Origin of the sequence: Streptomyces clavifer, assembly GCF_036345975.1 — a bacterium.
Taxonomy (GTDB): domain Bacteria; phylum Actinomycetota; class Actinomycetes; order Streptomycetales; family Streptomycetaceae; genus Streptomyces; species Streptomyces clavifer.
This window is the reverse complement of the sequence record NZ_CP107793.1, coordinates 1,341,846-1,366,154: the sequence shown is the minus strand read 5'-3', so window position 1 is coordinate 1,366,154 and position 24,309 is coordinate 1,341,846. Positions and strand designations below refer to the sequence as shown.

At 72.5% G+C, this 24,309-nt stretch carries 23 protein-coding genes and 1 pseudogene; 15 read left to right on the top strand and 9 right to left on the bottom strand.

What is annotated here, in order from left to right; all coding sequences use genetic code 11:
- Window positions 1–21 precede the first annotated feature (21 nt).
- The 6 genes from OG927_RS05650 (at window position 22) to OG927_RS05625 (ending at window position 8,331) form a co-directional block, all read left to right on the top strand.
- Window positions 22–861 carry a TrmH family RNA methyltransferase gene (locus OG927_RS05650; protein WP_056786665.1) on the top strand — a complete coding sequence of 280 codons (840 nt, stop codon included), beginning with the start codon at window positions 22–24 and terminating at the stop codon, window positions 859–861.
- 145 nt (window positions 862–1,006) lie between these two features.
- Entirely contained in the window at window positions 1,007–2,164 is a 1,158-nt protein-coding gene (locus tag OG927_RS05645; protein ID WP_056786668.1) for a sensor histidine kinase, read from the top strand.
- Between the two features lie 113 nt (window positions 2,165–2,277).
- Window positions 2,278–3,417 (top strand): phenylalanine--tRNA ligase subunit alpha, encoded by a 1,140-nt coding sequence (gene pheS / locus OG927_RS05640; RefSeq protein ID WP_056786673.1) that lies wholly within the window; start codon window positions 2,278–2,280, stop codon window positions 3,415–3,417.
- The gene (gene pheT, locus OG927_RS05635) at window positions 3,417–5,966 is read left to right on the top strand and encodes a phenylalanine--tRNA ligase subunit beta (RefSeq protein ID WP_330319797.1); all 2,550 of its coding nucleotides are present in this window, start codon (window positions 3,417–3,419) and stop codon (window positions 5,964–5,966) included. Before pheS ends, pheT begins: the two co-directional genes overlap by 1 nt.
- Window positions 5,967–6,372: 406 nt before the next feature.
- Window positions 6,373–7,713, top strand: a complete 1,341-nt coding sequence (locus tag OG927_RS05630) for a hypothetical protein (protein WP_056786679.1) — start codon at window positions 6,373–6,375, stop codon at window positions 7,711–7,713.
- 87 nt (window positions 7,714–7,800) lie between these two features.
- Window positions 7,801–8,331: an NUDIX hydrolase gene (locus tag OG927_RS05625; RefSeq protein ID WP_056786682.1), complete on the top strand. Its 531-nt coding sequence runs from the start codon at window positions 7,801–7,803 to the stop codon at window positions 8,329–8,331.
- Between the two features lie 57 nt (window positions 8,332–8,388).
- Here OG927_RS05625 and OG927_RS05620 read toward each other — a convergent pair.
- Window positions 8,389–8,509: pseudogene (locus OG927_RS05620) on the bottom strand (3-hydroxyacyl-CoA dehydrogenase family protein); the annotation flags it as partial.
- 774 nt (window positions 8,510–9,283) lie between these two features.
- Between OG927_RS05620 and OG927_RS05615 the strand changes: the two are divergent.
- The 4 genes from OG927_RS05615 to OG927_RS05600 all read left to right on the top strand — a co-directional run bounded on the left by OG927_RS05615 (window position 9,284) and on the right by OG927_RS05600 (window position 12,136).
- Complete coding sequence (locus OG927_RS05615; protein WP_056786685.1) at window positions 9,284–9,487, top strand: cold-shock protein; 204 nt, start codon at window positions 9,284–9,286, stop codon at window positions 9,485–9,487.
- Window positions 9,488–9,810: 323 nt separating this feature from the next.
- Window positions 9,811–11,316: a DEAD/DEAH box helicase gene (locus OG927_RS05610; RefSeq protein ID WP_056786688.1), complete on the top strand. Its 1,506-nt coding sequence runs from the start codon at window positions 9,811–9,813 to the stop codon at window positions 11,314–11,316.
- A gap of 47 nt (window positions 11,317–11,363) precedes the next feature.
- A complete protein-coding gene (locus tag OG927_RS05605; RefSeq protein WP_124282898.1) occupies window positions 11,364–11,768 on the top strand; it encodes a CBS domain-containing protein in 405 nt (134 codons plus the stop codon).
- A 56-nt stretch (window positions 11,769–11,824) separates the two neighbouring features.
- Window positions 11,825–12,136 carry an SCO5918 family protein gene (locus tag OG927_RS05600; protein WP_319103126.1) on the top strand — a complete coding sequence of 104 codons (312 nt, stop codon included), beginning with the start codon at window positions 11,825–11,827 and terminating at the stop codon, window positions 12,134–12,136.
- A gap of 105 nt (window positions 12,137–12,241) precedes the next feature.
- On the opposite strand, the gene OG927_RS05595 is transcribed toward OG927_RS05600, so the two are convergent.
- Window positions 12,242–12,529, bottom strand: a complete 288-nt coding sequence (locus OG927_RS05595) for a hypothetical protein (protein ID WP_330319796.1) — start codon at window positions 12,527–12,529, stop codon at window positions 12,242–12,244.
- Between the two features lie 187 nt (window positions 12,530–12,716).
- Entirely contained in the window at window positions 12,717–13,574 is an 858-nt protein-coding gene (locus tag OG927_RS05590) for a 3-hydroxybutyryl-CoA dehydrogenase (RefSeq protein WP_330319795.1), read from the bottom strand.
- Window positions 13,575–13,774: 200 nt separating this feature from the next.
- Here OG927_RS05590 and OG927_RS05585 point away from each other — a divergent pair, with 200 nt between their 5' ends.
- Window positions 13,775–15,025: a glycoside hydrolase family 10 protein gene (locus OG927_RS05585; RefSeq protein WP_330319794.1), complete on the top strand. Its 1,251-nt coding sequence runs from the start codon at window positions 13,775–13,777 to the stop codon at window positions 15,023–15,025.
- Window positions 15,026–15,074: 49 nt separating this feature from the next.
- On the opposite strand, the gene OG927_RS05580 is transcribed toward OG927_RS05585, so the two are convergent.
- Both OG927_RS05580 and OG927_RS05575 read right to left on the bottom strand, forming a co-directional pair.
- Window positions 15,075–15,278 carry a DUF1918 domain-containing protein gene (locus OG927_RS05580; protein ID WP_056786705.1) on the bottom strand — a complete coding sequence of 68 codons (204 nt, stop codon included), beginning with the start codon at window positions 15,276–15,278 and terminating at the stop codon, window positions 15,075–15,077.
- 42 nt (window positions 15,279–15,320) lie between these two features.
- Window positions 15,321–16,295 carry a DMT family transporter gene (locus OG927_RS05575; RefSeq protein ID WP_124282899.1) on the bottom strand — a complete coding sequence of 325 codons (975 nt, stop codon included), beginning with the start codon at window positions 16,293–16,295 and terminating at the stop codon, window positions 15,321–15,323.
- Here OG927_RS05575 and OG927_RS05570 point away from each other — a divergent pair.
- From OG927_RS05570 to OG927_RS05555, 4 genes are all read left to right on the top strand, one after another.
- Window positions 16,294–17,763: an aminotransferase-like domain-containing protein gene (locus OG927_RS05570; protein ID WP_199862739.1), complete on the top strand. Its 1,470-nt coding sequence runs from the start codon at window positions 16,294–16,296 to the stop codon at window positions 17,761–17,763. The two genes, OG927_RS05575 and OG927_RS05570, sit on opposite strands and share 2 nt — an antisense overlap.
- Window positions 17,760–18,197, top strand: coding sequence for a GNAT family N-acetyltransferase (locus tag OG927_RS05565; RefSeq protein ID WP_056786715.1), 438 nt, complete (start codon window positions 17,760–17,762; stop codon window positions 18,195–18,197). Before OG927_RS05570 ends, OG927_RS05565 begins: the two co-directional genes overlap by 4 nt.
- A 68-nt stretch (window positions 18,198–18,265) precedes the next feature.
- Entirely contained in the window at window positions 18,266–18,841 is a 576-nt protein-coding gene (locus OG927_RS05560) for a histidine phosphatase family protein (RefSeq protein WP_056786718.1), read from the top strand.
- 97 nt (window positions 18,842–18,938) lie between these two features.
- Window positions 18,939–20,102: a serine hydrolase domain-containing protein gene (locus OG927_RS05555; protein WP_330319793.1), complete on the top strand. Its 1,164-nt coding sequence runs from the start codon at window positions 18,939–18,941 to the stop codon at window positions 20,100–20,102.
- Here OG927_RS05555 and OG927_RS05550 read toward each other — a convergent pair.
- The 4 genes from OG927_RS05550 to OG927_RS05535 are packed head-to-tail and all read right to left on the bottom strand — an operon-like array spanning window position 20,096 to window position 24,167.
- A complete protein-coding gene (locus tag OG927_RS05550; protein ID WP_056786726.1) occupies window positions 20,096–20,764 on the bottom strand; it encodes a response regulator in 669 nt (222 codons plus the stop codon). The genes OG927_RS05555 and OG927_RS05550 overlap by 7 nt on opposite strands.
- Window positions 20,761–22,065, bottom strand: coding sequence for a sensor histidine kinase (locus tag OG927_RS05545; protein ID WP_107103185.1), 1,305 nt, complete (start codon window positions 22,063–22,065; stop codon window positions 20,761–20,763). Before OG927_RS05545 ends, OG927_RS05550 begins: the two co-directional genes overlap by 4 nt.
- Window positions 22,058–23,218 (bottom strand): acyltransferase family protein, encoded by a 1,161-nt coding sequence (locus OG927_RS05540; RefSeq protein WP_330319792.1) that lies wholly within the window; start codon window positions 23,216–23,218, stop codon window positions 22,058–22,060. Before OG927_RS05540 ends, OG927_RS05545 begins: the two co-directional genes overlap by 8 nt.
- The gene (locus OG927_RS05535) at window positions 23,211–24,167 is read right to left on the bottom strand and encodes an alpha/beta hydrolase (RefSeq protein WP_209470864.1); all 957 of its coding nucleotides are present in this window, start codon (window positions 24,165–24,167) and stop codon (window positions 23,211–23,213) included. The genes OG927_RS05540 and OG927_RS05535 overlap by 8 nt, the downstream gene beginning before the upstream one ends.
- Window positions 24,168–24,309 lie beyond the last annotated feature (142 nt).

The following is a 24,309-nucleotide window of genomic DNA, read 5'->3' as shown; positions in this document are numbered from 1 at the left end:
CAGAGAGGCTCGCCGCCGACCATGGGCACCCCCGAAGTGATCTCCGCGCGGTCGCCGCGCGTCGCCGCCGCACGACGGCTGGCCAGGCGCAACTTCCGCGGCAGGGAACGCAGATTCCTCGCCGAGGGGCCGCAGGCCGTGCGGGAGGCCGCAGGACACCGGGGCAGTGACGGCGAGCCCACACTGACGGAACTGTTCGCCACCGCCGAGGCGGCCGAGCGGTACGCCGACATCGTCGAGGCCGCCCGGGCCTCCGGCGCCCGGGTGCACCTCGCGGACGCCGACGTGCTCGCCGACGTCTCGCAGACCGTCACCCCGCAGGGCCTGATCGGTGTCTGCCGCTTCCTGGACGCACCCTTCGAGGAGATCCTCGCGGCGAAGCCCAAGCTCGTCGCCGTCCTCGCCCACGTACGCGACCCGGGGAACGCCGGCACGGTGCTGCGCTGCGCCGACGCGGCCGGCGCCGACGCGGTCGTGCTCACCGACGCGTCCGTGGACCTCTACAACCCCAAGTCGGTCCGGGCCTCGGCCGGTTCACTGTTCCATCTGCCGGTGACCGTCGGCGTACCCGTGGAACAGGCCGTGCAGGGGCTGCGCGACGCCGGTGTGCGCATCCTGGCGGCGGACGGCGCGGGCACCGACGATCTCGACGACGAGCTCGACGCGGGCACCATGGGCGGACCCACCGCCTGGGTGTTCGGCAACGAGGCCTGGGGGCTTCCCGAGGAGACGCGGGCACTGGCCGACGCCGTGGTCCGGGTCCCGATTCACGGCAGGGCGGAGAGCCTCAATCTCGCCACCGCCGCCGCCGTCTGCCTCTACGCCTCCGCGCGCGCCCAGCGCCCCCGCCGCACCGGCTGAGGCAGCCCCCGGCGGGCCACCCGCCGATCGATACCGGCCACACGGGCCGGCGCGCTCCCTCAGGGTGTCGCCGGCCGTCCGACGCCTAGTAGGGTGACGAACTCGGGGGCCCACTGCACCGGTTCGAGAGGTGGGGTACGGGAATATGGCTGTCGGCATGAGCAGGCCGGGCAGGACGCACGCGGCCGCTGTGCGCGCCATCGACGACGCGGCCTCCACGAGCCCGGTCATCGGCGGCGACCCGGCCACCGGCCTCGACCCGGACGACCTGCCCGACGGACTCGTCGTCGCCGACGAGAGCGGCCGGGTCATCTGCTTCAACAGGGCCGCGGTCAGGATCACCGCCACCCCCCGGGCCGCCGCCCTCGGCCGTTCCGTGGAACACGCGCTGCCCTTCGAGGACCTCAAGGGCCGGCGCTGGTGGGACCTGACCGACCCGTACGGCGGACTCGCCACCCGCGTCGGCCAGCCCGAGCGGAACCTGCTGCTCCCCGGCGGCCGTGAGGTCCTGGTCTCCGCACGGTACGTACGCGACACCCCGACCGGGCCGGTGCGCCGGCTCGTCGTCTCGCTGCGCGGCACCGAGGCCCGCCGCCGCACCGAGCGCAGCCACGCCGAGCTGATCGCCATCGTCGCCCACGAGCTGCGCTCCCCGCTGACCTCCGTCAAGGGGTTCACCGCGACGCTGCTGGCCAAGTGGGAACGCTTCACGGACGACCAGAAACGGCTCATGCTGGAGACCGTCGACGCCGACGCCAACCGCGTCAACCGGCTCATCGCCGAGCTGCTCGACATCTCCCGCATCGACTCCGGGCGCCTCGAGCTGCGCCGCCAGCCCGTGGACGTCTCCGCGGCCGTCGAACGCCACGTCCAGGCCCTCACGGCGAACGGCCAGGCGCCCGACCGCTTCCTCGTACGCACCAGGCAGCCCCTGCCCGACCTGTGGGCCGACCCCGACAAGGTCGACCAGGTCCTCGGCAACCTCCTGGAAAACGCGGTGCGCCACGGCGAGGGAACCGTCACCATCGAGGTGGCCCCCGCGTCCGCGCCGGGCAAGAGCGACGAGATCGGAACGGCAGTCACCGTGAGCGACGAAGGTCCCGGCATCCCCGAGGAGTCGATGGGCCGCGTCTTCACCCGCTTCTGGCGGGGGAGCAAGCGCGGCGGGACCGGCCTGGGCCTCTACATCGTCAAGGGCATCGTCGAGGCGCACGGCGGCACCATCACGGTGGACCGGGGGCCCGGCGGCGGCGCCGAGTTCCGATTTATCCTGCCCGTGAGCGCCCCGGCCTACCTGGCCTGAGCCGCCCACGGGCTTCTTCGCCTCCCGGCGGCCCGTAGACTCGACTTTTGGCACCTTTGCGCCCTCAGTCGTCGAGCCAGGTCGCCACCAGCCAATCGGAAGCACGGGAAGAGATGTCGGCACCGAACAAGTCGTACGACCCAGTCGAGGTCGAGGCACTGAAACCGGAAGAGATCGAGCGCCTGCGGGACGAGGCGTTCGCCGCCTTCGCCGCCGCGGGCGACCTCGACGCGCTCGCCCAGGCGAAGACCGCGCACACCGGTGGAACCTCGCCCCTGTCGCTCGCCAACCGCGAGATCGGCGCCCTGCCGCCGCAGGCCAAGGCCGAGGCGGGCAAGCGCGTGGGCCAGGCCCGCGGCGCCGTCTCCAAGGCGCTCGCAGCCCGCCAGACGGAGCTGGAGGCCGAGCGTGACGCCCGCGTGCTGGTCGAGGAGGCGGTGGACGTCACGCTGCCCTACGACCGCGTCCCGGCAGGTGCGCGCCACCCCCTGACGACCATCATGGAGCGCGTCGCCGACGTCTTCGTCGCCATGGGCTACGAGATCGCGGAGGGCCCCGAGGCCGAGGCGGAGTGGTTCAACTTCGACGCCCTGAACTTCGTGCCCGACCACCCGGCCCGGCAGATGCAGGACACCTTCTTCGTCCAGGGCACGACGCCCGACGGGAAGCCCACGACGGGTGACGAGTCCGGCATCGTGCTGCGCACGCACACCTCTCCGGTCCAGGCCCGCTCGCTGCTCAGCCGCAAGCCCCCCGTCTACGTGGTCTGCCCCGGCCGGGTCTACCGCACCGACGAGCTCGACGCCACGCACACCCCGGTCTTCCACCAGATCGAGCTGCTCGCCGTCGACGAGGGCCTCACCATGGCCGACCTCAAGGGCACGCTGGACCACATGGTCCAGGCGCTCTTCGGCCCGGACATGAAGACCCGGCTCCGGCCGAACTTCTTCCCGTTCACCGAGCCGTCCGCCGAGATGGACATGGTCTGCTACGTCTGCCGCGGCGAGTCCGTCGGCAACCCCGACCGGCCCTGCCGCACCTGCGGCAGCGAGGGCTGGATCGAGCTCGGCGGCTGCGGCATGGTCAACCCCAAGGTGCTCGTCGCCTGCGGCGTCGACCCCGAGAAGTACAGCGGATTCGCCTTCGGGTTCGGCATCGAGCGGATGCTGATGTTCCGCCACAACGTCGAAGACATGCGAGACATGGTCGAGGGTGACGTCCGGTTCACCCGGCCGTTCGGGATGGAGATCTGATGCGCGTCCCGCTTTCCTGGCTGCGGGAATACGTCGACCTGCCGGCGACGGAGACCGGCCGTGACGTACAGGCCAAGCTCGTCGCCGTGGGCCTCGAGGTCGAGACCGTCGAGCAGACCGGCGCCGGCCTCAAGGGCCCCCTGGCCGTCGGACAGGTCCTGACCATCGAGGAGCTGGAGGGCTTCAAGAAGCCCATCCGCTTCTGCACGGTCGACGTCGGCACCGCCAACGGCACCGGCGAACCGCAGGAGATCGTCTGCGGTGCCCGCAACTTCTCCGTCGGCGACAAGGTCGTCGTGGTCCTCCCGGGTGCCGTCCTGCCCGGTGACTTCGCGATCGCCGCGCGCAAGACGTACGGCAAGACCTCGCACGGCATGATCTGCTCCACCGACGAGCTCGGCATGGGCGACGACGGCACGCACGGCATCATCGTGCTGCCGCCCGAGTACGAGCCCGGCACCGACGCGATCGAGCTCCTGGAACTCGTCGACGAGGTCCTCGACATCGCCGTCACCCCGGACCGCGGCTACGCCCTGTCGATGCGCGGTGTCGCCCGTGAGACCGCCGTCGCGTACGGGCTGCCCCTGCGCGACCCGGCGCTCCTGGACGTGCCCGCGCCCAACGCGTACGGCTACCCGGTGAAGGTGTCCGACCCGATCGGATGCGGCAACTTCACCGCGCGTACCGTCACCGGCCTGCGGCCCGAGGCCCGCTCCCCGATCTGGATGCAGCGCAGGCTGCAGAAGGCCGGGATGCGCACCGTCTCGCTCGCCGTCGACATCACCAACTACGTGATGCTGGAGCTCGGCCAGCCGCTGCACGCCTACGACCGCACCCGCATCGACGGGCCGATCGGGGTGCGCCGCGCCGAGCAGGGCGAGAAGCTCGTCACGCTCGACGGCGTCAAGCGCGTCCTGGACGCCCAGGACCTGGTCATCACCGACGACCGCGGGCCGATCGGCCTCGCGGGCGTCATGGGCGGCGCCCACACCGAGATCGCCGATGCGGCCGAGGACGCCGGGACCACCGAGGTCGTCATCGAGGCCGCGCACTTCGACGCGATCTCGATCGCCCGGACGGCACGCCGCCACAAGCTGTCCTCCGAGGCGTCCCGGCGCTTCGAGCGCGGTGTCGACCCGCAGGCCGCCGCCGCTGCCGCGCAGCGCACCGTCGACCTGCTGGTCCTCCTCGCGGGCGGCACGGCGGAGGCGGGCGTCACCGAGTTCAGCGCCCCGTCCGCGCCCCACACCATCGCGATGCCCGCGGACCACCCGGACAAGGTGGCCGGTGTCTCCTACGGCCGCGAGACCGTCGTCCGCCGGCTCCAGCAGGTCGGCTGCGACGTCTACGGGCAGGACGAGCTGATCGTCACGGTGCCGTCCTGGCGCCCCGACCTCGCCGCGCCGAACGACCTGGCCGAGGAGGTCATCCGGCTGGAGGGGTACGAGAACCTCCCCTCCACCCTGCCGACGCCGCCGTCCGGCCGCGGGCTCACCGACCGCCAGCGGCTGCACCGCCGCATCGACCGGGCACTCGCCGGCGCCGGATACGTCGAGGCGCTCAGCTACCCGTTCATCGGCGACGCCGTCCTGGACCAGCTCGGCCTGGACGCGGACGACGCGCGCCGCCGTACGGTGAAGCTCGTCAACCCGCTCTCCGACGAGGAGCCCGCGCTGCGCACCACGCTGCTGCCGGGCCTGCTCGGCGCACTGCGGCGCAACGACGGCCGCGGCAGCCACGACCTCGCGCTCTTCGAGACCGGACTGGTCTTCCTTCCCCAGGCTCCCGGCCTCGCCGGAGCAGGGGAGACCGCACTGGCCGGCGAGGAGACGAAGGCCGTACGGCTGCCTGTCGACCGCCGTCCCACCGACGAGGAGATCGCCGGCCTGGACGCGGCACTCCCGCGCCAGCCGCGCCGCGCCGCCGTCGTCCTCGCGGGCGCCCGCGAGCAGGCCGGCTGGTGGGGCAAGGGGCGTCCCGCCGACTGGGCGGACTCCGTCGAGGCGGCCCGCACGATCGCCCGTGAGGCGGGGGTCGAGCCGACGGTCCGCGCCGACCGGCACGCGCCGTGGCACCCCGGCCGCTGCGCCGCGCTGTACGTCACGGTGAACGGCGAGGAGACCCTCTTCGGGCACGCGGGCGAGCTGCACCCGCGCGTCATCAAGGACCTCCACCTGCCCGAGCGCAGCTGCGCCATGGAGGTCGAGCTCGACGTCCTGGAGCAGGCCGTCGACGGCGCGCTCCAGGCGCCCCGGATCTCCACCTTCCCGGTGGCGACCCAGGACGTCGCGCTCGTCGTCGCCGAGGACGTCCCCGCCGACGCGGTCGAGAGGGCCCTGCGCGACGGTGCCGGTGAGCTCCTCGAATCGCTGCGGCTGTTCGACGTCTTCACCGGGGACCAGATCGGCGAGGGCAGGAAGTCCCTGGCGTACGCGCTGCGGTTCCGTGCCGCGGACCGGACGCTGACCGTCGAGGAGGCCTCGGCCGCCCGCGACACCGCGGTCGCCCTGGCCGCCCAGCGCACCGGCGCGGTGCTGCGCGGCGCGTAAGACCCCGCGGACACCGAGAAGGGGCGTATCCGGCCACCGGACACGCCCCTTCTTCCTGTCCCGCCGGACGGCCCGGGGACCGCACACGGCCCGGGAGCGGCGCCGGGGAACCGCCCGGCCCGACCCGCGGCCACATCCTCCTGCCATCGGGGCAGCAGACGGTGCGATCCGGCGCCGTCCGCCCTGCCACGGAGTGTCGGGCAGGCCGGCAGAACGGACGGCGCGGGGCGGGTCGTCAACTGTACGAGGGGGAGCCGACGACCCGGCCGCCTCTTGCGAGGCACTCATTCAAGCGACCGGCGCCCCGGCGCGGCAGAGCGCACAGCCGGACGGTTCGGGCATTCCGTTCACACCCCGTGTGAATCGTGCTCCACTAGGGTCGTCGCGACGCGCACATGGGGGGGCAATGGAGCCCAACGTCCTGCTCGAATCCCTGATCGACGAGGCCGGTGTGTCCCGTGCGGGACTCGCCGGACACGTCAACCACGCCGGCCGGGCCCGGGGCCTGCGCCTGCGGTACGAACACACGGCGGTCGCCCGCTGGCTCAAGGGCCAGCGCCCGCGAGGGCAGGTGCCTGACCTGATCTGCGAGGTCCTCGGGAGCCGGCTGCACAGGTCCGTCACCCTCGACGACATCGGCATGGGAACCTCGGGCGCGCACACGACGTCGCACGGCACCGGCCTCTCCGGCTTCGTCGAGCACGCCACGGCCCTCTGGCGTTCCGACGAGCAGCAGCGCGCCCACCTCGCCACGATCACCGCCGTCACCGGAACGACGGCGGTGATGCCGGTCTGGGAATGGGAGAACCCGCCCGAGGACACCGACGTCTCCCGTCCGGGACCGTCCCGGGTGGGCCCGGCGGACATCGCGATGCTCCGAGAGGCCCGCGCCCACTACGAGCTGATGTACCGGAAGACCGGCGGCATCGCGACCAGGGCCCGCGTCGTCGGCTTCCTCAACGCCGAGACGGCACCGCTGCTGCGCGCCGGGTACAGCGACGCCACGGGCCGCCGGCTGCACCGGGCGACGGGCGGGCTGGTGGCCGTCGCCGGCATCTGCGCGTACGACTCCGACGCCCACGGGCTGGCCCAGCGCTACTTCCACCAGGCGCTGCGCCTCGCCAAGGCCAGCGGGGACCGGGGCCTCGGCGGTTATGTGATCGCGCTGCTGGTCAACCAGTCCCTGCACCTGGCCGACTACCGGCGGTCCGTCGCCTTCGCCGAGGCGGCCCTGCGTGCCGCGGGCCCGCACATCTCCCCGGCCCTGGCGGCCGATCTGTACGCGATGCAGGCCAAGGCGTACGCCCGGCTCGGCGACCCCCGCAGCGCCCTGGAGCGCATCCGCCGTGCCGAGGCCGAGGCCGGCCGCATCCACCCGGGCCGCGAACCCGACGAGACCGGATACGTCCAGCCGGGTCTCGTCAACGTCCAGGTGGCCGAGGCTCTGCTCAGTCTCGGGGATCTCACCGGGGCCCGGGAGCACGCGGCGGCTGCCGTACGCTCCCCGGCGCACGACCGCGGCAGGGTGCACCGGCTGGCCATGCTCACCCATCTCGAACTGCTCCAGGGGGAGGCGGACAAGGCGGCCGGTACGGCCTCGGAGATGGCCGAACGCGCCCGCGGCATGGAATCCCGGCGTCTGCGGGACCGGCTGCGCTCCGTCCGCGAGCACCTGGCGGCGAGCGGCTCCGCCGATGCCGAAGCGGCGGCCGGCCGTATCGACGGGGCGCTGCGCGTGCCTCTGTGAGCCTCGCCCCGCCTGCCTCCGCGCGTTCCGCTGCGGAGCCGACCCTGCTCCGATGTTGCCATCGACCAGTCGGAAGGTGGCAAAACTGTGCATTGGGTGAACTTAAACGAACAGGCTGTGTATGCGAACCGCTGGTTCCGGGTCAATCTGGCGGATGTCGTCCTCCCCGACGGCAGGCACCTGGACCACTTCGTCATCCGGCTCCGTCCCGTCGCCGCGGCGACGGTCGTCAACGAGGCCAACGAGGTGCTGCTGCTGTGGCGCCACCGGTTCATCACGGACAGCTGGGGATGGGAGCTCGCCGCGGGTGTGGTCGAGGACGGCGAGGAGGTCGCGGTCGCGGCGGCCCGGGAGATGGAGGAGGAGACGGGCTGGCGCCCCGGCGAGCTGAGTCCGCTGATGACGGTCGAGCCGGCCAACGGCCTGACCGACGCCCGGCACCATCTCTTCTGGGCGCGGGAGGCGACGTACACCGGTCCTCCGGCGGACGGCTTCGAGTCCTCGCGCCGTGAATGGATCCCGCTCAAGCTGGTGCCCGACATGATCGCGCGCGGCGAGGTCCCGGCCGCCAACATGGCGGCCGGTCTGCTGATGCTGCGTCATATGCTGCTGGGCTGAGCGCACACGCGGGGCCGGCCGGGGAACCCCAGGCCGGCCCCGCGTGCGTGCGGGCGGTCAGTCGTACGGGTAGAACCCCGACCCCGTCTCGCGGCCGAGCCGGCCCGCGTCCACCATCCGGGGGAGCAGCGGGGGAGCAGCGGGGAGCGGCGTACAGGGGCTCCTTGTACTCGGCGAAGTGCAATTGGTCGGTGAGCCACCCCGGTGGGGGGCGAACCGCGCGATTACGGTGCAACCGAAGCCTCCGGTGTCACCGTTCAGGCCGGGGATACGCATGCATGGCGAACCCGCCTGCCCGAAGTGCGCTCAAGGGCCGTTCCCCCTGCGGTTGTCACGCTTGAAAGGATGCTCTCGTCTTCGGCGTGGGTGCTCTGTCGTGCCGCTGTTACTCGCAGGTTCCCGGACGCGTACCGCACAGTTCGTGATGTGCCCTTCGGGCTACCGGGAGCCCCAGGCTGGTCAGGCCGTGATGTCTGACGACATCCGGGCCGCATAGCCCCAGTCCACGAACTCAGGCCGCGCCCCTGGGTTGTTGGGCGACAGGTGTCCCCTCCCTGACCCTTCGTTCCGACGGGCGACGCGCTGGAGGGCCGACCTGCATCCGAGCGGTCGGCATAACCGCGCTGTGTAGGTGCGCATCCTTCCTGGAACGCTGTGCTCGGGGCGGGCCGATATCTACGGCCACGGCGTGAGGGTTCAATGCGTCGTGCCGGGAGTGTTTTTACCGCAGTGAAGAGAATGGAATTGTTCACCGTACGCGGACCGTTACGACATGCTACTGTCGATCTCGGTTGCAGTCATGGTTCCCAAAACTTCAAGCCTCTGCGTGGGTGTTTTCGACCAGTGGAAGCTTCATTGTATTTCCGGTTTTCTCCGGGCGGGTCATCATCGCGGCGACGCGGCGTCCGTACATCACGGATTCCGACGTATCTGCCCCCGAAGGAGGCATGACATGGCGTCAGGCACTGTGAAGTGGTTCAACGCGGCCAAGGGTTTCGGCTTCATCGAGCAGGACGGTGGCGGCGCTGACGTGTTCGCCCACTTCTCGAACATCGCCGCCCAGGGTTTCCGCGAGCTGCTCGAAGGGCAGAAAGTCACCTTCGACATCGCGCCGAGCCAGAAGGGCCCGACGGCCGAGAACATCGTTCCCGCCTGACGCTGCCGCGCACTTCGTAGCTGGGGCCCGCATCCTCCGGGGTGCGGGCCCCAGCTCCGGGTATTCTCCGGGAGTGGTGCCACCTGCGGTGAATCTCCGCCCGCAGAGACTTTTCGCTGTCCACTCCTTCCGAGCCCACCTGTCGGTGGAATCGGATTCCTCGCCCATGTGGCGTTACTCATTCCAGGGTCTGCATCCCGCCCGGGACCAATTGCAGATCTCATTTTATTTCGGATTCCGCTTCGGCCCGTTCTTGTGATTCCCCGCGCTGTTCTTCCGCTGCGAGAATTCCTTGATGCGCGCCGTATCAAGGAAGGTTCTGAATGAACCCCACACGTACGAACAATCGCTCTTCCCGCAGCCGTGCCGCCGACTCCGGCCGGGGCGGTAGCCGCTTCAACTCGACCGCCTCGACCCGTTCCGCTGCCCCGGCCCGTTCCGGCGGTTCGGGCCGCTCGGCCGGCAATGGGCGGCGTCCCGCCGCGGTTCAGGGTGAGTTCGCCCTGCCGATCACGGTCACTCCCGCGCTGCCCGCCGTCGAGGCGTTCGCCGACCTCGACATGCCGGGGCAGCTGCTGGCGGCGCTGACCGCCCAGGGGGTGAGCGTTCCTTTCCCGATCCAGGGGGCGACCCTGCCCAACACCCTCGCCGGCCGCGACGCCCTGGGACGTGGGCGCACCGGCTCCGGCAAGACCCTTGCCTTCGGCCTCGCTCTGCTGGCCCGCACCGCCGGTCAGCGCGCCGAGCCCCGACAGCCGCTGGCCCTGGTCCTCGTGCCGACGCGTGAGCTGGCCCAGCAGGTGACCGACGCCCTGGCGCCGTACGCCCGCTCGGTGAGGCTGCGCATGGCCACCGTCGTCGGCGGCATGTCGATCGGCCGGCAGGCCAACGCGCTGCGCGGCGGCGCCGAGGTCGTCGTGGCGACACCGGGCCGGCTCAAGGACCTCATCGACCGGGGTGACTGCCGACTCGACCAGGTCGCGATCACCGTGCTGGACGAGGCCGACCAGATGGCTGACATGGGCTTCATGCCCCAGGTCACCGCGCTGCTGGACCAGGTCCGCCCCGAGGGCCAGCGGATGCTGTTCTCCGCCACCCTGGACCGTAACGTCGACCGCTTGGTCCGCCGCTATCTCAGCGATCCGGTCGTCCACTCCGTCGACCCCTCCGCCGGTGCGGTCACCACGATGGAGCACCACGTACTCCACGTGCATGGCGCGGACAAGAACCGTACGACCACCGAGATCGCAGCCCGCGACGGTCGGGTGATCATGTTCCTGGACACCAAGCGCGCCGTGGACAAGCTCACCGACCACCTGCTGGCCAGCGGAGTGAGGGCCGCCGCACTGCACGGCGGTAAGGCGCAGTCCCAGCGCACCCGGACCCTGACCCAGTTCAAGACCGGGCACGTCACCGTACTCGTGGCCACGAACGTCGCCGCTCGCGGCATCCACGTCGACAACCTCGACCTCGTCGTCAACGTCGACCCGCCGACCGACCACAAGGACTACCTCCACCGCGGCGGCCGGACCGCGCGGGCGGGGGAGTCCGGCAGCGTCGTCACCCTGGTCACCCCCAACCAGCGCCGCGACATGACCCGCCTCATGACCGCTGCCGGCATCGTGCCCCAGACCACCCAGGTCCGCTCCGGCGAAGAGGCACTCGGCCGCATCACCGGCGCCCAGACGCCCTCGGGCATTCCCGTGACGATCACCGCGCCGGTGGTCGAGCGGCGCCGGCGCAGCGCGCCCTCACGAGGCCGGCGCAGCCCCGCCTCCACGGCCCGGCGCGTAACCGCGCATCAGTCCTCCTTCGACGCCGCGGCCTGAAGAACTTCGTGATCCGGAAGCTGACCCATCTGTGCAGGAGGCACCTTTTGACGTTGGTCCAGATGAAGCCGGGCTCGACGGATCCCACAGCTGTAGGCAGGACGGTGGCCGACGTGATGGAAACCGCCGGGCCGCAGGTCTGTAACGACATGACCGTCGAGGTGGCCCTGTCCGTCATGGCCAGTGCACGTACCCGGCATCTGCTCGTCTGCGACGACAGCGGCCTGTGCATCGGCCTGGTCACCCACACCCGGCTCGCAGCAGTCCGTGAGAGCTCGGCGTACTCGGACAGGGTCCAGCTGCGGGACATCCTCGGCGACCGGGGACCGTTCACCTCACCGGTGACCACGATGGCCGAAGCCGGGCACATGATGCGCCACAGCGCCGTCGATGCCCTGCCTGTGGTCGACGAACACGGCAGTGCCCTGGGCGTACTTGCCCTCGCCCGCTGAGCCGTCCCATCCGCGGCAGGACCACTCCATCCGCGTTTCTCTCCCTGTGAGGCATCATGCGCTGTGTCATCGCCCGCTTCCCGTTCGACCTGACCAGGAGCGGCGTCCTGGAATCGATGAAGGGCATCAAGCCCGAGCACGCCTCTGGCGAATCGGTGATCATCGGCCGACGCACCTACCCCGTCAAGCAGGTCGGACAGGTCATCACACGCCAGGACCGCCGCGACTTCAGTGCCGGCGAAGTCCTGCGGGCCATGACCCAGCTCGGCTTCACCTGCCGCGACCTGACCCCGGTCCCCGCACCCACCCGCGTTCTCAACCCGGTGCAGAAGGCATCCGTGATGCTCGGCGCCCCTGTGGCCGCCTGAACAGACAGGCAGGCGCTAGCTGTCGGCAAGCATTGGTGAGGGTCCGGCCGGAGCACTCCGGCCGGACCCTCACCGCGTATCGAGGTGCCCCGGCGAGGCAGCGGGTCAGTGGCCGGAGTAGCTGAAGTCGCCCATCGTCCAGGCGCTGACGTCCTCGATCGCGACCCGGTACATCCCGCCTGTCTCCGGGATCCCCACCGTGCCCTGCAGAATCCGCGCCACGTGGAAGTGCAGATGCGTGGGCGGCCCTTCCTCGGGTGCCGCACTGGTGAACATGGCGGAAAGGTCGCTCAGGCGGGCCGAGTCCGCAAGGACCTCCGACACCCGCTTCCTCCAGACGGCCTCGGGAGCCAGCCGGCCCGTGATGCCAGCACCACCGGCGCCCACGGTCAACGACCTCTGATTGCTGCGCCCGGACTCCGGACCCGCGCATCCGCGCCGTCGCTCTGTAGCGCTCCGGCACGGCGTCGGGTCGGCAGCAGCAGACGAGGCTCTTCGGGGCCGCACACGGTCCTGACCTCGAGTAACGTGCCCCGGCGGGCCCGGCGACGTGAGCGCGCCGGACCCGCCAGTAGGACGGTCAGTAGGCGTAGAAGCCCGAGCCCGTCTTGCGGCCGAGCCGGCCCGCGTCGACCATGCGCTGGAGCAGCGGGGGAGCGGCGTACAGGGGCTCCTTGTACTCCGCGTACATCGAGTCGGCGACCGAGGCCACGGTGTCCAGACCGATCAGGTCGGCGAGCTTCAGCGGGCCCATCGGGTGGGCGCAGCCCATCTCCATGCCGTTGTCGATGTCCTCGCGGCTGGCGATGCCCGACTCGAACATCCGGATCGCCGAGAGCAGGTACGGGATCAGGAGGGCGTTGACCACGAAACCGGACCGGTCCTGGGCGCGGATCGGATGCTTGCCGAGCACGTCCTGCACCACGGCCTCGGCACGCTTTATCGTCTCGTCGGACGTCGTCAGCGCGGGGATCAGCTCGACGAGCCGCTGCACCGGGGCCGGGTTGAAGAAGTGGATGCCGATGACCTGGTCGGGCCGGGAGGTAGCCACGGCCAGCTTCACCAGCGGGATGGAGGAGGTGTTCGAGGCGAGGATCGCGTCCGGCCGGGTCACCACCTGATCCAGGACCTGGAAGATCTCGGTCTTGACCTGCTCGTTCTCCACGACGGCCTCGATGACGAGATCGCGGTCGGCGAACTCGCCGAGATCGGTCGTGAAGCTGAGGCGGCCGAGCGTCTCGTCGCGCTCCTCCGCAGTGATCTTGCCGCGTTCGGCGGCCTTCGAGAGGGAGTTGTGCAGCCGGGTGCGGCCGATCTCCAACGCCTCGCCGGTGGTCTCGGCCACCTTGACCTCGAGGCCGCTGCGGGCGCACACCTCCGCGATGCCTGCGCCCATCTGGCCACAGCCCACCACTCCGACGCGTGCAATGTCGGCCATAGAGTCCGTCACCTCGTGCCTTTCGCTGATCTCCGTGCGGCAGTCCCGTTTGATTCCGGTGCCCGCCCCGACCCCACGACGTTACTCCGCGATCCGGTCCCGGTGACCTGCGGGTCGTGCGGTCCCGGGGCGGGCATCATCCGTGTCACGCACCGCAGCCGGAGTGACACACCAGGGCAGAGGAACGAAAGGTGTACGAGATGCGGCGATTCGGCCGAAGGGCATTCGTACTGAGCGCGGCCGGTACGGTGGCCGCGCTGATGACGGCGGGCGACGCCGTCGCGGCGCCCCGGTGGCACACCGCCCGGCGCCACACGGCGGCGGCGGGGGAACTGCGCGGCGTGTGGATCTCCACGGTCGCCAACGTGGACTGGCCGTCGGCGCCGGGCCTGACGGCGGCCGCCCAGCAGGCGGAGCTGCTGGACCACCTGGACCGGGCCGTCGAGCTCCGGCTGAACGCCGTGATCCTCCAGGTCCGGCCGACGGCGGACGCCCTGTGGCCCTCCCCGTACGAGCCGTGGGCGCAGTACCTCACCGGGGTACAGGGCAAGGACCCGGGCTGGGACCCGCTGGGGACCGCGGTGCGCGAGGCGCACGCCCGCGGTCTGGAGCTGCACGCCTGGTTCAACCCGTACCGGGTGGCGAACCACACCGACCCCTCGCGGCTCGTCGCCACCCACCCCGCCAGACTCCACCCGGAATGGGTACTGCCGTACGGCGGGAAGCTCTACTACAACCCGGGGCTTCCGGAGGTCAGGACCTTCGTCCAGGACGCGATGCTCGACGCGGTCACCCGCTACGACATCGACGCCGTCCACTGGGACGACTACTTCTACCCCTACCCGGTGGCGGGCCAGGTCTTCGCCGACGACGACGCGTACGCGCGGTACGGCGCGGACTTCCCGAACCGGGCCGCCTGGCGCCGTGACAACACCGACCGGCTCGTGCGGGAGACGGCCGATCGGATCAAGGCGGCCAAGCCCGGTGTCCGCTTCGGGATCAGCCCCTTCGGGGTGTGGCGCAACGCCGCGACCGATCCCCTCGGCTCGGACACCCGGGCCGGTGTCCAGACGTACGACGATCTGCACGCGGACACCCGGAAGTGGGTGAAGGAGGGCTGGATCGACTACATCTGCCCCCAGCTCTACTGGAACATCGGCCTCGCGGCCGCCGACTACGCGAAACTGCTGCCCTGGTGGGCCGAGACCGTCCGGGGAACGGGCGTCGGCCTGTACGTGGGGGAGGCGCTCCACAAGGCCGGCGACCCGGCCCAGCCCGCGGCCTGGCAGGACCCGGCCGAACTCTCGCGCCACCTCGACCTCGCGGCCGGTCACCCCGAGGTCGGTGGTCACGTCTACTTCTCGGCGAAGCACGTGAAGGCCGACCGGATCGGCGCGATGGCCCGTGTGGTGGCCGACCACTACCAGGTGCGGGTCCGCACCCCCCGCTGACCGCACGTCCGCGCCGGAGACCCGCGGGGGTCTCCGGCGCGGACGCGCGTCACCGGTTCCGGTCCTCGGGGGCGGTGTGCCGGACGACGCTGTCGGGGCCGGGGGACATGATCGATTCGTGCCCGTCCTCGAAGCGCAGACGGTACGGGGGGCTGCCCCCCTCGCCGAGCACTTCGACGATCTCTGCGACGCGGTCGTGCCGGCCCACGGTCCTGCCGTGTGTCAGCAGCTGGTCGCCCGCGTGTGCCTCCATCGGGAGTTACCTCCTCACGGGTGGCGGTCCTTGTCGACAAGTCTATGACGCGGTGCCCGTTCCGCCTCCCGTACGGCCCGTCCCGCGCGCCCCCCGGCCCGCGTACTGCGTGACGGCGATGCACACCAGGACGGCCACGGCCGCCGCGGGGGCGGCGGCGGACACGTGCTCGCCCAGCGCCAGGAACGACCAGACCAGGGTGAGCAGCGGCTGGGCCAGCTGGAGCTGACTGGCCCGCGCGACCCCGATCTCGGCCATGCCCCGGTACCAGACGTACAGACCGAGGAAGGTGGACCCGGCGGCCACCCAGACCAGCCCGGTGATCCCGCGTGCCGTCAGGTGCACCGGCTCGAAGGGCAGTGCCACGGCCGTGCCGGCCACCGCGAGCGGCAGGACGAGGACCAGCGCCCAGCCGATCACCTGCCAGCCGGGCATCTCACGGGCCAGCCTGCCGCCCTCGGTGTAACCCGCCGCACAGACCAGCAGCGCGCCGAACAGATACAGATCGCCGCCGGACAGGGAGCCGCCGCTCTGCTGCACCGTGAAGACGATGACCACGGCGGCCCCGGCCAGCGCCGCGGCCCAGAACGCGCGTGGCGGGCGGGAGCCGGTGCGCAGCGCCGCGAAGAGCGCCGTCGTCAGGGGCAGCAGCCCCACGACCACGGCCGCGTGCGAGCTCGTGGAGGTCCGCAGGGCGAGCGTCGTCAGCAGGGGGAACCCCACCACGACACCCCCCGCGACGACGGCGAGACCGCCCCAGTGGCGGCGATCCGGCACCGGGACCCGGCCCGCCAGGAGGAAGCAGCCCGCCAGTAGCGCGGCGAGCAGGCTGCGCAGCGCCACCAGGGACCACGGGCCGAAGCTCTCCAGCCCCCAGACCGTGGACGGGAAGGTCAGCGAGAAGGCGACGACGCCGAGCCCGGCGAGGACGGCACCGCCGCCGGGGTGCCCGCGCACCGTGGGGGCGGAGCCGACCGCTATCGCGACGGGTGCAGTAGCGCTATTCTGTGCTGTCATGCATGAGCGTAGCAGTGTGGCCGAACTGGCGAACTCCCTGCGGGACGAGCTCAACCGCTACTCTCCTGGTGGAAAGCTGCCGTCCAGCCGGGTGCTCGTCGAGCACTACAGGGTCAGCCCCGTGACCGTCTCCCGGGCCATCGCGCAGCTCGCCTCCGAAGGGCTCGTCGTCACCCGGCCCGGCTCCGGTGCCTTCCGGGCCGAGGCACACACCGCCCTCCCCGACCCGGGCGACACCTCGTGGCAGGAGGTGTCGCTCAGCAGCACCGGCGGACCCGAGGTGGTGCCGCGCACCGTCGACGCCTCGGGCGTCCTCGTCACGCTCGCCGAGCCCCCTTCGGGGGTCATCGAATTCAACGGCGGCTACCTCCACCCCGGCCTGCAGCCCGAGCGCGCCCTGGCCGCCGCCCTCGCCCGGGCGGGCCGTCGGCCGGGTGCGTGGGGCCGGCCGCCCACCTGCGGGCTCGCCGAGCTCCGCGCCTGGTTCGCCCGGGACATCGGCGGCACGCTCACCGGATCCGACGTCCTGATCACGGCGGGCGGGCAGAGCGCCCTGGCCACCGCGCTGCGCGCGCTCGCCCCGCCCGGTGCCCCCGTGCTCGTCGAATCGCCCACCTACCCCGGCATGCTGGCCGCCGCCCGCGCCACCGGCCTGCGGCCCGTACCCGTGCCGATGGACGCGGACGGGGTGCGGCCCGACCTGCTGGAAGCCGCCTTCCGCGCCACCGGGGCCAAGGTCTTCGTCTGCCAGCCGCTCTTCCACAACCCGACCGGCGTGATCCTCGCCCCCGAGCGGCGCGAGCGCGTCGTCCGGGCCGCCCGGCGGGCAGGCGCCTTCGTCGTCGAGGACGACTTCGCCCGACGCCTCGTCCACGACGACGCCGGGCCCCTGCCCGAACCGCTGGCCGCCCACGACCCGGACGGGGTCGTGATCCACGTGCGCTCCCTCACCAAGATCACGTCACCCAGTCTCCGCGTCGGCGCGCTGGCCGCCCGCGGGCCCGTCCGGGAGCGGCTGCGCGCCATCCAGGTCGTCGACAGCTTCTTCGTGCCCCGCCCTCTCCAGGAGACCGCACTCGAACTCGTGGGCGCCCCGGCCTGGGCCCGCCATCTGCGCGCGGTGTCCGCCGAACTCGGCAGCCGCCGCACCGCGATCACCGCAGCCGTGCGCACCCGGCTTCCCGAACTCGCCCCGGCGCACGTGCCGTCGGGCGGCGGCAGCGTGTGGCTCCGGCTCCCCGGACCGGGAGCCGACGAGCCCGCTCTGGTCTCCGCCGCGCTGCGGGCCGGCGTCGCGGTCGCCCCCGGCCGCCCCTACCACTGCGCCGAACCCCCGGCCGGTCACATCCGGCTGAGCTTCGCCGCCGTCGCCGGGCCGGCCGAGATCGCGGAGGGCGTCCGCCGGCTGCGCACCGCCTGCGACGAGGTGTTCGGGCGCCGGGGCCCGGCCGATAGCCTGCGCCCATGACCGACACCGACCTGTCCGAGCAGCGCTACGAGATCTCCCACGACCCGTCCCGGCTGGACCACGCCCGCATCCACCACTGGCTCTCCACCGACGCGTACTGGGCCCTCGGCCGCACCCGCGAGCACCAGGACCGGGCGATAGCCGGCTCCCTCAACTTCGGTGCCTACGACCCGGAGTCCGGCGAACAGCTCGCGTACGCCCGGGTGGTGACCGACCACGCCACCTTCGCCTGGATCTGCGACGTGTACGTCGACCGTTCCGCCCGGGGCCTCGGCATCGGCATCCGGCTCGTCACCACGGTCCGGGACCTGCTGGCCCCCACGGGGGTGCGCAGGCTCCTCCTGGCGACCGACGACGCCCACGGCGTGTACGCCAAGGCCGGTTTCCGGCCGCTCGAAACCCCCGCGAAGTGGATGTGCCTCCAACTGGGCTGATCCGGACGTGTCCACAACCGCCGTGCCGGCCTCTTGACCGGCGCGGCGGTTGGCTCCACGATCCGCCCATGAGTGTTCGCGTCTCACTGGTCGCCGCAGCACGCAGCTCCACCCTGCTCACCGAGCGCTTCGACGACGACCGGCCGCTCGACCACACGGGCTGGCACGAGGTACAGCTCGCCGCGCACGCCCTGGTCCCGCTCGCCGCCGCCGAACTGCGCTACTGCTCGCCCACGCCCCGCAGCCGCGCCACCGGTGACGCGCTCGGCTTCGCCCCCATGGCCCAGCCCGCCCTGCGCGACTGCGACATGGGCCGCTGGCGCGGCCTGACCCTCGCCGACGTCGCCGCCCGCGAACCGGCCTCCGTCGACGCCTGGCTCGCCGACCCCCGCGCCGCCCCGCACGGCGGCGAACCGCTGCTCGCCTTCATCTCGCGGATAGGGGGCTGGCTCGACACCCGCCCCGCCTGCGACGGCTTCATCGTCGCCGTCGCCGAACCCGCCGTGGTCCGCGCCGCCCTCGTCTACGCGCTGCGGGCCCCGCCGTCGGCGTACTGGAACGTGGACGTCCGCCCACTGTCCACCATCACCCTCACCGGTCTGGCGGGCAGCTGGAGCCTGAGTCTCGAGGCGTCCACTCGTTGACCGGAGGGCCTCGACGGGGGGGGAGTGGCGCGTACGGCGTCTTCCCGCCGGTCCGACCAGTCGGTACGGTGCGTACTCCCGAGGCGAGGAGCGACCCGTGCCGCACATCCACGGCCACTGCGACGACCGCTTCGCGGCGGTGCGTGACGCCTTCGCGGCGAACTTCACGGAGCGCGACGAACTGGGTGCGGCCGTCACCGTCCTCGTCGACGGTTCGCCCGTGGTGGACCTCTGGGGCGGCTGGGCCGACAAGGACCGGACCCGCCCGTGGGAACGCGACACCGTGGTCAACGTCTGGTCCACGACCAAGGGCCCGACCGCGCTCTGCGCCCACCTCCTCGCCGACCGGGGCCTCCTCGACCTGGACGCCCCCGTCGCCCTGTACTGGCCCGAATTCGCCGCCGCCGGCAAGGAATCCGTACGCGTACGCCATCTGCTCTCCCACCGGGCCGGCCTCGCGGGCCTGCGGGATCCGCACACCCTGGCCGAGCTGTACGACTGGGAGCTGACCACCGCCCGCCTCGCGGCGACCGCGCCGTGGTGGGAGCCGGGCACCCGCTCCGGGTACCACGCGATCACGTACGGCTTCCTCGTCGGAGAGGTCGTCCGCCGCATTACCGGCCTGCTGCCCGGGGAGTTCCTGCGCCAGGAGATCACCGGGACCCTGGGCATCGACTTCACCATCGGGTTCCCGGAGAAGGACGCCGGCCGGGTCGCCGAGCTCGTCCAGCCCAGGACCGACGCCCGTGCGCAGGCCGCCCTCTTCGACCGGATGGAGCCGGTGGCCATCGCCTCGATCCTGAACCCGGTCACGGGCACGGCCGCCGCCAACACACCCGAGTGGCGGGCCGCCGAGATCCCCGCCGCCAACGGGCACGGAACCGCCCGCGCCGTCGCCGCGCTCTACGGCATCGTCGCAGGACGCGGCAGCCTCCGGGGCCACCGAGTCCTGTCCGAGGAGGCGGCCGAACGGGTCCGCGAGGGTCAGGGCAGCTGCCGGGACCTGGTGCTCGGCGCGGGCTTCGCCCACGACACCGAGCTGGGCCTCGGGCTCTGGCTCAGCGGCCCGAACGCCTCGTACGGCCCCAACCCGCGGGCGGTGGGCCACGACGGGGCGGGCGGTTCCTGCGGTCTCGCCGACCCGGAGGCCGGAGTCGCGCTCGGCTACGTCATGAACCGCATGGGCCCGCACATCGCCGATGACCCGCGCAGGACGGCACTGGTCGACGCCCTGTACGCAGCCCTCCCGCCCGCTCAGTAACCGGCCGGACGCACCAGCCCCGACTCGTAGGCGTACACGGCGGCCTGGGTCCGGTCCCGCAGCCCCAACTTGACCAGGATCCGGCTCACATGGGTCTTCACCGTCTGCTCCGCCACGACCAGCCGCCCGGCGATCTCCGCGTTGGACAGCCCCTGCGCGACGAGGGACAGCACCTCCGTCTCACGTCCCGTCAGGTCGCCGACGCGGTCCCTGCTCGGGGCGCGCGGGGCGCTGCTCACCCGGGAGAACTCGGCGATCAGGCGCTTGGTGATGTTCGGGGCGAGCAGTGCGTCGCCGGCCGCCACCACCCGCACCGCCCGGGCGAGTTCGGCGGCCGAGGCGTCCTTGAGCAGGAACCCGGACGCGCCCGCGCGCAGGGCCTCGTACACGTACTCGTCGAGGTCGAACGTGGTCAGGACGAGGACCCTGACGGTGGAGCCGGGTGCCCCGGTGATGCTGCGCGTGGCGTCGATCCCGCCCAGGCGGGGCATCCGTATGTCCATCAGGACGACGTCCGGGGCCAGTTCGGCGACCTTCCCGACCGCGTCCAGGCCGTCGACGGCCTGGCCGACGACCTCGATGCCCGGTTCCGCGTTCAGCAGTACCGTGAAACCCTGACGGACCATCATCTGGTCGTCGGCGATCAGCACGCGGATGGTCATACGGGTTCCTCCAGGGGAAGAGTCGCCATGACCTCGTAACCCCCGCCGGGCGTCGGGCCGTGCACGAGGTCACCGCCCAGCATGGCGGTCCGTTCGTGCATCCCGAGCAGTCCGTGTCCCACACCGGCGGACCGTGCGGGCGGGCTCTCCGGGGCGGTGTTGGTGATCCTGACGGTGACGGCGGCCGAGTGGTAGCCGATCTCGACCCGGGCCCGCGCCCCGGGGGCGTGCCGCATCACGTTGCTGAGCGCCTCCTGCACGATGCGGAACGCCGACAGCTCGACCCCCGGCGGCAACGGCTGCCGGGCGCCCGTCGTCTCCGCGGTCACGGCCACCCCGGCGCCCCGGACCTTGCCGGTCAGCTCGTCCAGCCGGTCGAGGGTCGGCTGCGGGGCGTGCCGCACCCCGTCCGCGACGGCGTCCTCGGAGCGCAGCACGCCGAGGACCCGGCGCAGCTCGGCGAGCGCCTCCACGGCGTTCTCCCGGATACCCGCGAGGTTCTCCCTGAGCTCGTCCGACGGGTTCTCGACCAGGTGCGGGGCGACCTGCGCCTGGATCGAGATCACCGACATGTGGTGGGCGACCACGTCGTGCAGCTCACGGGCGATCCGGTTGCGCTCCTCCAGCAGGGTGCGCCGGGACCGCTCCTCCGCCGTGAGCTCCGACTGCTCGACCAGCTCGGTGCGGGCCACCCGCAGGGCCCGCAGCGCGGCGCCGACCACCACGGCCGTGACGGCGGCGAGGGAAGCACGGTCAAGGGCGTGGTCGTGGGGCCCGGTGGTGAACGACACCGAGAACGCCACCGCCATAAGGGCGATCACGAGCGCGGTCGCCGCCCGGCGCGGGTGGACCCGGAGCGCCAGCAGGAACAACGACCCGGCCTGCAGGGCGATCTCGGGCACGGTCGGGAACAACGCGTCGTGGGCCAGCGCCGGTTCCGCGAGCCGCAGGCTGACGAGCATCAGGGCCAGCGACACCCACCAGGCGTACAGCGGCCGGGACATCCCGGCGATCAGTGCCGCGGACTGGCCCACGGCGAGCAGCACCGCGTAGAGCGGGATGCCCGCGCCGTGCGGTATCAGGTCGTAGACGTGGAAGAGCGCGACTGCCCCCGCACCCAAGGCCAACAGCATCCCGAACACCGGGCGCCAGGCCGGCGCTCCGGGCCGGCCCGCGGCCGGCACCGGGTCGACGGGCAGCGCCCACAGGTCCCCGTACAGTCCGCGCGGCAGCCCGCGCAGGCGTTCCCTCAGCCGTCGCCAGGCCCCCGCCGCCCCCGTCATGGCCCTCAGCCTATGCATGGCGCGACTCCGTGACAGGGGCGGGGGAGGCCTTCCGCACGACCGTCGAACGGCCGCCGCCGCGCGTCTCGTACGTGCCGAACGCGGCCCGGCACACCAGCAGGACCAGGGCGAACACCGGCAGCCAGGCCAGCCGCGCGAGGATCCAGGCCGGTCCTTCGGGCAGGTCGTGCAGGCCGGGGAGCGGGCCGGCCACGAGAAGGGCGGTCGAGGTCACCACGATCATCGCCGTCTGGTGCCACAGGAATATCGTCATCGCGGAAAGATTCACCAGCGCCGTCACCGCCCACACCCCGGGCCGCGCCATTACCCGCCGCAGCGGACCGAGGAGCAGCAGGGCGCCACCGCACTGGGCCAGACCGAAGGTGACGACGGCGAGCGTCGGCGGGTCGAGGTTGGAGAGCCCGCTGCCCGGCACCCCGACCATGGAGGCGGGGTAGCCGGCGAACAGCACGAGCCCCGCGGTGGCTCCCGCGCCTCCGATCAGCAGCGCCCACCCGGTCCGCCGGCTGTCCAGCGCGCCCCGGGCCCGGGCGGCCCCCAGGCAGTACGGGACCAGCCAGCCCGCGGCCACGTTGATCCAGCCGAGCGCGGACGGGCCGTCCAGCCCCAGCCTGAAGAGATCGACGTGCAGGACCACGGCGAGCGGCCACAGCGGGTGCAGGCGTGCCACCAGCGGTGTCGCCGCCGTCAGCGCCGCGAAGACCAGCAGGAACCAGAGCGGCGACCACACCAGCTTGCCCAGCGCGCGCACCGTCCCCCGGTCCACCCCGGAGACCAGCATCACGCCCGCCGCCACGGCCCACACGGCCGGGACCACGGCGACCGGGCGGAACAGCCGCCCCATCCGGGTACGCAGCCACCGGCCGTAGGAATCGCCCCTCGCGCGGGCGGAGGCGTATCCCCCCGCGCCCACCTGCCCGCCCACCAGGAAGAAGACAGCGAGCGTCTGGAACACCCAGGAGACCGGGGTGAACTCCGGCATGTACCGCAGCGGACTCGCCCCGCGCACCGTGCCGCTGTCGGCGACCAGCGCGGTCACCAGCCAGTGGCCGCCCACCACACCCACGATGGCCGCCGCGCGCAGGGCGTCGACCGCCCGGTCGCGGCCGGGGGGCGTCGCGGACTCGATACGCCGTACCAGGTCACGCATGGCGGCCCGCCCGTCCCGCCACGATCGCCGCGATGCTGCGCAGGGGGACGGAGCCCGGCTCCAGGTAGTCGCCGTGCCCGCCGTCGCCCGCGTCGAACACCTCCGCCCCGAACTCCGGCGAGACCGGATCGGCCCCGAACCCGACGGTGGTGAAGGCGAGGTCCAGCTCCACGTGGGGTACACCGGCGATCCAGTCGCCGGTGGCGCGGCCGGCCCGGACGGTCGCCCCGGTGTGCAGAGCCGCGGCACTCTCCGCCCCCGTGCCGGGGCTGCCGAACAGCACGAGGTCCGCGACCTCCAGCCCGGAGGCGGCCCGGGCGCACACGACGGAACCGTAGGAATGGCAGAGGAGGGCGACCCGGGCGGCGGGCCGAGCCGCTCCCAGCTCCCGCACGAAGGACCGCAGCAGCGGGGCCGCCTCGTCGGCCCGCCCCGCCGTCAGCGCCCCCGGGCTCACCGTGGCCGGGGTCCGGTACCCGAGCCAGGCGACGACGGCCGAACCGCCGCCCAGCTCCCCGAGGAGCGCCTCGCCACCGTGCCGCAGGCGCGCGTAGTGGTCGAGGTCGACGCCGGCCCCCGGCACCAGCACCGCGATCCGGTGGGCCCGGGAGAGATCCCCGAAGACCTCGGCGGTACGGCCGCCGTCGCGTCCGTCGAACGCGAGGAAGTGCCGTCCGGGCGCGGCCATGGCCCGGAGGGAGGCGGCGCGCTGCCGGTCACCGTGCCGCAGGGCCGCCTGCCCGGCCGCCCGGATGCCGTCGCGGCCGGCCGCGTACCGCGCGCCGAGTGCGGCGGGGGTCGCGGCTCCCAGCGGGCCGAGGTCGGCCGGCGCCGGAGCCGGAACGGCGGCCGGGCGGGCCGCCCCCGACACCGGCAGGGCCACGGACGCGGTGACGAGCGCGGTGAGCAGGGCGCGACGCAAGCGGCTGCTGCGTGGGCGGGACGCCATGGGGAGGTCCTTCCGTACCGGATGTTCCTGGTGAATCCGGTACCGAAGCTATGGAGCGTCCCGTGTGGTCCGCGTCCCGCCATGGAGTGCACCTGTCCCGTAGCTCTGGAGTACTACGGGTACGGGGTGGTGCGCCGCCGAG

Excerpts from the sequence above, each read along its gene's own strand:
- OG927_RS05560 (WP_056786718.1), top strand. The coding sequence starts at position 18,266 with ATGAGTGTTCGCGTCTCACTGGTCGCCGCAGCACGCAGCTCCACCCTG.
- OG927_RS05590 (WP_330319795.1), bottom strand. The coding sequence starts at position 13,574 with ATGGCCGACATTGCACGCGTCGGAGTGGTGGGCTGTGGCCAGATGGGC.
- OG927_RS05545 (WP_107103185.1), bottom strand. The coding sequence starts at position 22,065 with ATGCATAGGCTGAGGGCCATGACGGGGGCGGCGGGGGCCTGGCGACGG.
- OG927_RS05630 (WP_056786679.1), top strand. The coding sequence starts at position 6,373 with ATGGAGCCCAACGTCCTGCTCGAATCCCTGATCGACGAGGCCGGTGTG.
- OG927_RS05645 (WP_056786668.1), top strand. The coding sequence starts at position 1,007 with ATGGCTGTCGGCATGAGCAGGCCGGGCAGGACGCACGCGGCCGCTGTG.
- pheT (WP_330319797.1), top strand. The coding sequence starts at position 3,417 with ATGCGCGTCCCGCTTTCCTGGCTGCGGGAATACGTCGACCTGCCGGCG.
- OG927_RS05585 (WP_330319794.1), top strand. The coding sequence starts at position 13,775 with ATGCGGCGATTCGGCCGAAGGGCATTCGTACTGAGCGCGGCCGGTACG.
- OG927_RS05570 (WP_199862739.1), top strand. The coding sequence starts at position 16,294 with ATGCATGAGCGTAGCAGTGTGGCCGAACTGGCGAACTCCCTGCGGGAC.
- OG927_RS05540 (WP_330319792.1), bottom strand. The coding sequence starts at position 23,218 with ATGCGTGACCTGGTACGGCGTATCGAGTCCGCGACGCCCCCCGGCCGC.
- OG927_RS05550 (WP_056786726.1), bottom strand. The coding sequence starts at position 20,764 with ATGACCATCCGCGTGCTGATCGCCGACGACCAGATGATGGTCCGTCAG.
- OG927_RS05580 (WP_056786705.1), bottom strand. The coding sequence starts at position 15,278 with ATGGAGGCACACGCGGGCGACCAGCTGCTGACACACGGCAGGACCGTG.
- OG927_RS05600 (WP_319103126.1), top strand. The coding sequence starts at position 11,825 with ATGCGCTGTGTCATCGCCCGCTTCCCGTTCGACCTGACCAGGAGCGGC.
- OG927_RS05535 (WP_209470864.1), bottom strand. The coding sequence starts at position 24,167 with ATGGCGTCCCGCCCACGCAGCAGCCGCTTGCGTCGCGCCCTGCTCACC.
- OG927_RS05615 (WP_056786685.1), top strand. The coding sequence starts at position 9,284 with ATGGCGTCAGGCACTGTGAAGTGGTTCAACGCGGCCAAGGGTTTCGGC.
- OG927_RS05650 (WP_056786665.1), top strand. The coding sequence starts at position 22 with ATGGGCACCCCCGAAGTGATCTCCGCGCGGTCGCCGCGCGTCGCCGCC.
- pheS (WP_056786673.1), top strand. The coding sequence starts at position 2,278 with ATGTCGGCACCGAACAAGTCGTACGACCCAGTCGAGGTCGAGGCACTG.
- OG927_RS05610 (WP_056786688.1), top strand. The coding sequence starts at position 9,811 with ATGAACCCCACACGTACGAACAATCGCTCTTCCCGCAGCCGTGCCGCC.
- OG927_RS05565 (WP_056786715.1), top strand. The coding sequence starts at position 17,760 with ATGACCGACACCGACCTGTCCGAGCAGCGCTACGAGATCTCCCACGAC.
- OG927_RS05575 (WP_124282899.1), bottom strand. The coding sequence starts at position 16,295 with ATGACAGCACAGAATAGCGCTACTGCACCCGTCGCGATAGCGGTCGGC.